Raw genomic sequence first — 7,133 nt, 5'->3', positions numbered from 1 at the left:
GCAAGGGACGTTGAAGGAAGGTTCGGGCCGGTTGCGGCTCGGCAGCGGCGTCTTCGAAGGCGCCTATTCCTTCCCGTCGCGTTTCGAGAACGGGCCGGGCACCAACCCGGAAGAACTGATCGCCGCGGCGCATGCAGGCTGCTTCTCGATGGCGCTGAGCGCCATACTGGGCAACGCCAATTATGTCCCGACAAGCATCAGCACCGTCGCCAAGGTGCATCTTGGCGCAACCGCTGCCGGTCCGACGATCACCCGCATCGAACTCGAAACCGAGGCAGAGGTCGCGGGACTTGCCGAAGATGAATTCGAGCGCCTTACACAGTCCGCCAAGGCGGGCTGCCTCGTCTCGCGGGCCCTTGGCGGCGTGTCTCAGATCACCCTCAAGGCAACGCTCGTCGAAGCCACCAAAGGTCAATGAAGCCAGGAGAAAGAAGATGACACAGGAGATTGTCATGGACGCAAACGCGTACGATCTGTCCCAGAAGACCGCCGAGATCATGCGGCGCTACAACGACGTATTCCAACGCCATGATCCTTCGGCACTCGCCGAGCTGGTGGCCGAGGATTGCGTGATCGAGAACACCGTGCCGGCGCCGGACGGCGCTCGCCATGCCGGCAAGGAAGCGTGCGTCGGGCTTTGGACGGCGATCGCGACCCAGGCCGGCACGCGCTTCGATATCGAGGAAACCTTCGTTGCCGGTGACCGGGCAACGATCCGCTGGCGCTATTTCATGACCGACGGCAATTCGCTGCGCGGCGTCAACCTCATGCGTGTGGCCGATGGGCGGATCGTCGAAGCGATGGGCTATGTGAAGGGGTAGCGCGCCCCGAGCAATGCCCCGAAAGCGCATAACCGCTTTTCGCCCGGAATAGCGCAACAAAGGAGAGCGGATCAGCGAGACTGAACCGCTCCCCGCTACCGATCGGCCAGCGCCAGCTTTGCGCCGAGCATGACGAAGGCGCCGGCGAAGGTCCGGCGCATCCAGGTCAACACCATTGGCCGCGAGACGACATGGCTGCGGATCGAGGCTGCGAAGATGCCGTAGCCGACGAAAACCACGAATGTCAAAAGCATGAAGACGGAACTCAGTTCCAGCATTTTCGACAGCGCATTGGGCTCGGTGGTGCTGACGAACTGCGGCAGGAAGGCGAAGAAGAAGATCGACAGTTTCGGATTGAGCACGTTGACGAGGATACCGGTGGCAATCACCTTGCCGGCCGAGCGCGGCGTCACATCCTGCTCGACGCTGAGGCCGCCCTTTTCCTTCAGCGTGTTCCAGGCCATGTAGAGCAGGTAGGCGACGCCGAGATATTTCAGCGTCTCGAAGGCGAGCGCACTGGTGTGCAGCAGCGCCGCCAGGCCAGTGATGGCGGCGGCCATGTGCGGGATGATGCCGAGCGTGCAGCCGAAGGCGGCGATGACGCTGGCCCGCGCACCGCGCGAGAGGCCGGCGCTCAGCGTGTAGAGAACGCCGGTGCCGGGCGAAGCCACGACAATCAGGGACGTCAACAGAAATTCGATGCTCACGATGGTTCCTCCGCCACCCTACCAAGCCAGGAAGGTACCGGGCTGCGGGTCGGCGCACAAGCGGAGGCGACGGGAGATTGGCTACACCGGTAATCCGAGCGCCTGGCGTGCCATCAGACACTCCTCGTCGCCGGGCATGCAGGCGCGACAGACGTCCGGCCGCACGTCGTAGATGCCGCAAGCGGTCGACTTGCCGATCTCGCCGGACAGCGCCGAGCAGCGCACGCCCTCGCAACGCATGCCTGACAGGTCGGATGCGACATATTTTTCCGGGATACGGTCGAGCTGTGCGTCATCCTCGGTGGAAAAGCGCGGCCACTCGGCCGAATAGGAACAGCAGGCACCGCAGCTTTGGCAATCGAAGGTGCCCTGTTGCGACGACAAAACGCTTGCGGCGGCCACCAGGGCGGACAGCCCTGGCGCGGCGGGGTTGTGATCGGCGTCTTGCGGCAAGGCGCTATTTCTTCTTGGCCGTCTTGCCCTTCGGCGAATCCGCCGGCGACTTGAACAGGTCGGTCGCGGCCTCGGTGGCGTCGCCGGCTTTCGGCGCGGCAACCGGCTTCGCCGGTTTTGCCGCAGCACCCGAGGCTGCCGGCTGATCCTTGGAGGAGAATTTTATGGCCATGTCAGTCCTCGTCGGCGAAGCGCGATGATGGGGCGCGCGGATTGCGCAGGCGGCCGATCAGCGCCGAAACGGCCGTGATGTTCATTTCCTCGGGCGACCAGTTTTTCACCGCCTCGATGTGATGGGCTGCCAGCTCGCGATGCGTGCTGCCGCTGTAGGCGGCGTCCTGATACGTCACCCGCTCATGGGTCTTGGCGTCTTCGCGGACATACTCGATCAGGTAGTTCGGGCATTCGGCGCGGCCGCGCACGCCGACGCGAACCTGGGCATCACCGTGGGCACGCTTGCAGCGCTCGAGCTTTTCCAGCACACGCCGGACGAATTCGACCGGCTTGTCGAGGCCTTCGACCATATCGGCAATGGTTGCGTCGGCGGCGATCGGTGTTGGCGGTACGCGTTTGGTGGCCATCAGCGTCGTCCGGCCCGCTTCGGCAAAGCGGCTAGCGCGGCGGCGGCGGCCATCTCGTCGGCCTCCTTCTCCAGGCGCAATTCGCGCAGACGCGCGGTCTTGGCTTCGCGTGCCTCACTGACGGCGTCGCGCTCGGAATTGATGCGGTTGAGCGACATCGACTGGGTTTGCGTCTTGCTGAACAGGGACACGGCCTGATCGACGGTTGTCTTTGAACTGGTGGTCAAATCTTTCTCCTGTCAGGAGCCTGTGCCGATGGAGCGAGACCGGGTCTTCGGTCAGGATCACGCACAAAGCAATACGCGCGGCGAATTCAAATTGCTGGAGCGTCCCTTAGCACGTCCAGGCCGGCGCGCAGCGCACTTTCGGCGGCAAGGCGCGGAAAATGAAAAAGGCCAGGCACCGCCTGACCTTCCATGAGAGCGTCGCGCAACCAGATGACATCCAAAAGGATGCACCGCACGGGAACGCCCTGCTTATGCACATGATATGCCGTGGAAACTCAGGTCTCCGCGGCCATGCGCCCGAATTCGCCACTCACCGGTGCCAGTACATCCGTGGTCACCGGGAGAGCAGAATTCGTTTTTCAGGCCGCCTTCAACTGGTCGGCGGACATCTTGCCCGACTTGTTGTCGCGGACCATCTCGTAGCCGAGCTTCTGGCCCTCGACGATGTCACGCATGCCGGCGCGCTCTACGGCCGAGATGTGGACAAAAACGTCGGCCGAGCCGTCGTCAGGCTGAATAAAACCAAAACCTTTGGTGGCGTTGAACCATTTAACTGTGCCGGTGCTCATGACGAACCCTTTCCATGGCAAATATTCGTTCGACGCCATGCGGATGCACAACGTCGTTTGTCCCGATTTTTGATGTGGGAAGTTCGTCAAAGGCGCGCTCGAAAGCGCGGATAACAAAAGTCAGTCAAACAAATATCGACGATTTGCTTGTAGGCTTCTTTTGGCGCGCTGTCAAATTTGCATAAAGCCACAGATGCGGATTTCTCCCAAAACGCCAGGCCAAACCAGCTGGCATGACGGCAAACCGGGCGCCAAACAGCGCGCTTGCGCCAAGTTGAAAAAATTTTCTGGCATCCAGGAACCATCCGCGCAAAGGCGCATTTATGCCTTGTCGTCAGCAGTTCGTGAGAGCAATCGAAAGAACGGTTGATGGCAAAGACGCCCCCCGCACGATAAAAGGTGCGAGGGGCGTTTTCGTTGGATCCGGCTATTCGTCCGGGCCGGGTTCCGGCCACCTCTCCTTGGCCGCCTCGGCATACCAGTGCCGCATCGCCGGCGTTGCCAGCACGGCGTCGAGATAGGCGCGCGTATCCGGCGCCAGCGTGCCGCCATAGGTGTCGAAACGGGTGACGACAGGCGCATACATGGCGTCGGCCGCGGTGAAATGGCCAAACAGGAACGGGCCGCCCCTGCCGTATTTTTCCCGGCACTCGCGCCACAGCGCCTCGATACGGGCGCGTTGCGCCTCGCCCTCGGCGTCGAGCGGCTTGTGGCCCTTCGGCCGGCGCAAATTCATCGGCCAGCCATAGCGGACCTCGCGAAAGCCGGAATGCATCTCGCTCGCGGCCGAACGCGCCAGCGCGCGGGCGTCGATATCGGCCGGCCAGAGCTTTTTCTCGGGAAACAGGTCGGCGAGATATTCAAGGATAGCAAGGGTTTCCCAGACGATCTTGCCATTGTGATTCAGCACCGGCACCTGACCGGTCGGCGACACTTTCGCCAGATTGGCAAAGGTTTCAGGTGTGCGCAGCCGCACGAAACCTTCCTCGAACGGGATCTCCAGATGCCTCATCGCCAGCCATGGCCGCAACGACCATGAGGAGAAACACTTGTTGCCGATGTAGAGCGTGAATTCAGCCATTTTTCTCCCCGCATGCACGGCCATCCAAATTCCATGGTCGACGCGTGTTCGCAGCCTAGCCCACCAGCCTTGCCCCAGGGCGGCGGCCGCGCGACCTGATCTGCCGTCCGGGCGACGCCTGGAACCTAACCGACGCCGGCTCGTTAGCTACCGCAAATGAATTCCTCCGAATTCAGAACCCCAGGAGATGCGCAAAAAATGGTGAACAAGGATCAGGTTGCGGGCGTGGCCAAGCAGGTCAAGGGCTCGGTCAAGGAAGCCGCGGGCAAGGCAACCGGCAACAGGCAGACCCAGGCCGAAGGCACGGGAGACCGGACCGCCGGTAAGGCGCAGAAGGCCTATGGCGACGTCAAGGACAAGGTCAAGAAGGCGCTCTGATCCGACATCGGCAAACGCGCTTTATCGAGGGAAAGGCGGTCGCGAAGGCCGCCTTTTTCAGGTGCTCCAACCCTTGCTGAAAGCATTGGTGAAGGCGACCTCGCCGTGATCGCCGGTCGCCTCGCCCAGCACCACGTCCATGCCGTCGCTGGTCACCCTGGCCAGCGCGAAACCGCCCATATAGGCAGCCTTCGGCTTGAACAGGTCGATCCCGTCCCTGCGATAGATCAGCGGCGTTTCGTGCTGGTGGCCATGGAAAATGCCGACGATATTGTAGCCCTTCAGCGCCGCCAGCAACGCCTGCCGGTCGGCCTCGCTCCACCAATGCGGCGCACCACTGCCGTCATCATCGAAGTGCCGCTTGGCGGCATCCCAACGTTCCACCGAGAAGGTGTCCCAGCCATAATGCTGGAACAGGATGACCGGACGGCCGTCCGCCGCATAGGTCGCCAGATCCTGCTTCAGCCATGGCAGGCTGCTCTCGGCGCCGTGGCCGGTATCGCCGGCGAAACGATGCGTCTGGATCAGATGCAGGCCGCCCCAGTCCCAGGAGTAGCAGTCGGTGTCGACATCATAGTCGGTGGCCGGCACCGGCGGCTTGAAGAACACGCCGGCGCGATGGTTGACCTCGACATAGTCGCGCAGTTCGCGCCGATACCAGTCGACATGGTGCGGCGGGCCGTTCTGGTCGAGATCATGGTTGCCGAGCCCGATATAAACCGGCATGTGCACGCGATCGGGACCGACGCCCTGGCTGTAGCGTTGGCTGAACTGGAGCAGTTGGGTGCCCTCGCTCGGCTGCGTGATCTGGCCGCCGCCATCGTCGGTGATGTCGCCGCCGACGACAAGGCCGAGCGGCGTGCCTATCCTGCCGGCCGAACGCAGGCCGGTGGCGACGCCATTGATCTCAGTTGGCCAGTCCTTGTCGCCAAGCGCATTCAGCGCCGCCACGTTGCGCAGCAGCGCGGCGTCGGTCTTGCCTTCCTGCAGGCAGTTGGGGCTCAAGCCGCTCGCCATGCGGCAGGCATGGACATCGGCGATGAACAGGAAAGTGGCGTCGATCGACTGGACGCGTTGCCCGGTCTGGCTGAAGGCCGGGCGCGACAAGGCGCCGGCCGCGGCAAATCCTGCAGCCTGCGCCAGGAAGTTGCGTCGGGAAAGCGATGCAGTCGAACGGCGATTCATCATACGCTGATTCAGCATGGACAGCGGCCGGTCGTCCAGCGCCTCTGCGCCATCATCGACATGATGCCACGGGTCTGGCATGTCTCGCTTGCGCAAGCGGAGGAGGACGAAAAATGAAAGCCGCACCTATCTGCATGATCCTGGCCGCGATGTTGTGCGCGAGCACTGCGCATGCGGCCGGTTGCGTCGACGTCAAGTCCGCCAGAAAGGGTTTCGTTCTGGCGAGGCCCGGCATCCAGAGCGAATTTCGGCCCGTGGCCGGCGGGATGATGTCGGTTGCCAACACCTACGAATCGCAATCGCCGCAAACCCAGTATCTGTTTGCCGGCCTGATCGAGGTGTTTCGCGACAGCGACACCGGTCGCCTGGCGATGATCCCGCTTTCCGATCTGCGAAAGCTGTTTCCGCTGAAGGCGGGGACAAAGGCCGCGATAGAGTTCGTCGAGCTGTCGCCGAACAAGCCGCCGAAGGGCACCAAGACGCTGAGCCTGGTCGTCAAGGGCAAGGAGACATTCAGCCTGGGCGAGTGCAAATACAATGTCCTGGCGGTCAAGGAGACCTTCAAGAACGGTGCCGGCGAGACGCTGGATTCATTTACCGCCCTCTATGCGCCAGATCTGCAAGCCGCGCTCGCGCGGCGCTACGATGAAGGCACCAGTTCGGAATCCGTCAACGGCTACGAGACGATCAAGCCGCTGGCCGAGTAGCTGAACCAGAGCACGGCGAGTCAAGGGGTTCCCGGCCGTGGCAGTATCCTGTTGCGTCGCCTGGCCGCCAATGCGCCCTGCGATGGCGACGGCGCGCTTCGCTCAAGTCCCGCCAGACAATCCCGCAGCACACCGGCATCCTGCGTGGCCTTGGCCATCGACATCGCTCCGGAATAGGCGGCGACCGTCAGCGCGGCGAAGCGTTCGGGGTCCGTGCCCTCGTCCTTGCCCACCTGCTGGTCGGCATGCAGCTTGTCGGCAATCGCGCGCCGCCACCCGGCAAATATCCCGGCAAGGGCAATGCGGAAATCCGGGTCGGCAAGCGACAGTTCGTGCGCCAGATTGTTGAGCGGACAGCCGCGCACGAAACCCTGCTGCTCCAGTTGCGCCGCCACGGCCTCGAACACCGCGCGCACGCCTTCGC

The 7,133-nt window shown here is 62.9% G+C and carries 13 protein-coding genes; 4 read left to right on the top strand and 9 right to left on the bottom strand.

Features of this window, described 5'->3' with window-relative positions; translation table 11 throughout:
• Positions 1–418 (top strand): OsmC family protein (locus tag EN879_RS18115; RefSeq protein ID WP_164774455.1); only part of this gene is annotated, 418 nt, incomplete at its 5' end.
• Between the two features lie 16 nt (positions 419–434).
• Positions 435–821: a nuclear transport factor 2 family protein gene (locus tag EN879_RS18110; RefSeq protein ID WP_013532394.1), complete on the top strand. Its 387-nt coding sequence runs from the start codon at positions 435–437 to the stop codon at positions 819–821.
• A 95-nt stretch (positions 822–916) separates the two neighbouring features.
• Here the strand turns inward: EN879_RS18110 and EN879_RS18105 are convergent, their stop codons facing one another.
• From EN879_RS18105 to EN879_RS18075, 7 genes are all read right to left on the bottom strand, one after another.
• Positions 917–1,528: a LysE family translocator gene (locus tag EN879_RS18105; protein WP_013532395.1), complete on the bottom strand. Its 612-nt coding sequence runs from the start codon at positions 1,526–1,528 to the stop codon at positions 917–919.
• An 81-nt stretch (positions 1,529–1,609) separates the two neighbouring features.
• Positions 1,610–1,930, bottom strand: a complete 321-nt coding sequence (locus EN879_RS18100) for a YkgJ family cysteine cluster protein (protein WP_032809400.1) — start codon at positions 1,928–1,930, stop codon at positions 1,610–1,612.
• 55 nt (positions 1,931–1,985) lie between these two features.
• Positions 1,986–2,153 carry a hypothetical protein gene (locus EN879_RS18095; RefSeq protein WP_013532397.1) on the bottom strand — a complete coding sequence of 56 codons (168 nt, stop codon included), beginning with the start codon at positions 2,151–2,153 and terminating at the stop codon, positions 1,986–1,988.
• A 1-nt stretch (position 2,154) separates the two neighbouring features.
• The gene (locus EN879_RS18090; RefSeq protein ID WP_013532398.1) at positions 2,155–2,562 is read right to left on the bottom strand and encodes a hypothetical protein; all 408 of its coding nucleotides are present in this window, start codon (positions 2,560–2,562) and stop codon (positions 2,155–2,157) included.
• Positions 2,562–2,789 (bottom strand): hypothetical protein, encoded by a 228-nt coding sequence (locus tag EN879_RS18085; protein ID WP_013532399.1) that lies wholly within the window; start codon positions 2,787–2,789, stop codon positions 2,562–2,564. The genes EN879_RS18090 and EN879_RS18085 overlap by 1 nt, the downstream gene beginning before the upstream one ends.
• A gap of 359 nt (positions 2,790–3,148) precedes the next feature.
• On the bottom strand, positions 3,149–3,358 hold the full coding sequence (locus EN879_RS18080; protein ID WP_010915421.1) for a cold-shock protein: 210 nt from the start codon (positions 3,356–3,358) through the stop codon (positions 3,149–3,151).
• Positions 3,359–3,785: 427 nt separating this feature from the next.
• A complete protein-coding gene (locus EN879_RS18075; RefSeq protein ID WP_063167709.1) occupies positions 3,786–4,439 on the bottom strand; it encodes a glutathione S-transferase family protein in 654 nt (217 codons plus the stop codon).
• A gap of 198 nt (positions 4,440–4,637) precedes the next feature.
• Here EN879_RS18075 and EN879_RS18070 point away from each other — a divergent pair, with 198 nt between their 5' ends.
• Positions 4,638–4,817 carry a CsbD family protein gene (locus EN879_RS18070; protein ID WP_013532401.1) on the top strand — a complete coding sequence of 60 codons (180 nt, stop codon included), beginning with the start codon at positions 4,638–4,640 and terminating at the stop codon, positions 4,815–4,817.
• A 57-nt stretch (positions 4,818–4,874) separates the two neighbouring features.
• On the opposite strand, the gene EN879_RS18065 is transcribed toward EN879_RS18070, so the two are convergent.
• The gene (locus EN879_RS18065; RefSeq protein ID WP_063170195.1) at positions 4,875–6,005 is read right to left on the bottom strand and encodes a metallophosphoesterase; all 1,131 of its coding nucleotides are present in this window, start codon (positions 6,003–6,005) and stop codon (positions 4,875–4,877) included.
• A 110-nt stretch (positions 6,006–6,115) separates the two neighbouring features.
• Here EN879_RS18065 and EN879_RS18060 point away from each other — a divergent pair, with 110 nt between their 5' ends.
• Positions 6,116–6,709 (top strand): hypothetical protein, encoded by a 594-nt coding sequence (locus EN879_RS18060; protein WP_013532403.1) that lies wholly within the window; start codon positions 6,116–6,118, stop codon positions 6,707–6,709.
• Positions 6,710–6,729: 20 nt separating this feature from the next.
• Here EN879_RS18060 and EN879_RS18055 read toward each other — a convergent pair.
• A partial coding sequence (locus EN879_RS18055) for a TetR family transcriptional regulator C-terminal domain-containing protein (RefSeq protein ID WP_206520961.1) occupies positions 6,730–7,133 on the bottom strand: 404 nt, incomplete at its 5' end.

The organism is Mesorhizobium sp. M7A.F.Ca.AU.002.02.1.1 (assembly GCF_003998535.1).
In the GTDB taxonomy this organism is placed as follows: domain Bacteria; phylum Pseudomonadota; class Alphaproteobacteria; order Rhizobiales; family Rhizobiaceae; genus Mesorhizobium; species Mesorhizobium ciceri.
The sequence above is the reverse complement of the archived record's forward strand: the minus strand, read 5'-3'. Positions and strand labels throughout refer to the sequence as shown.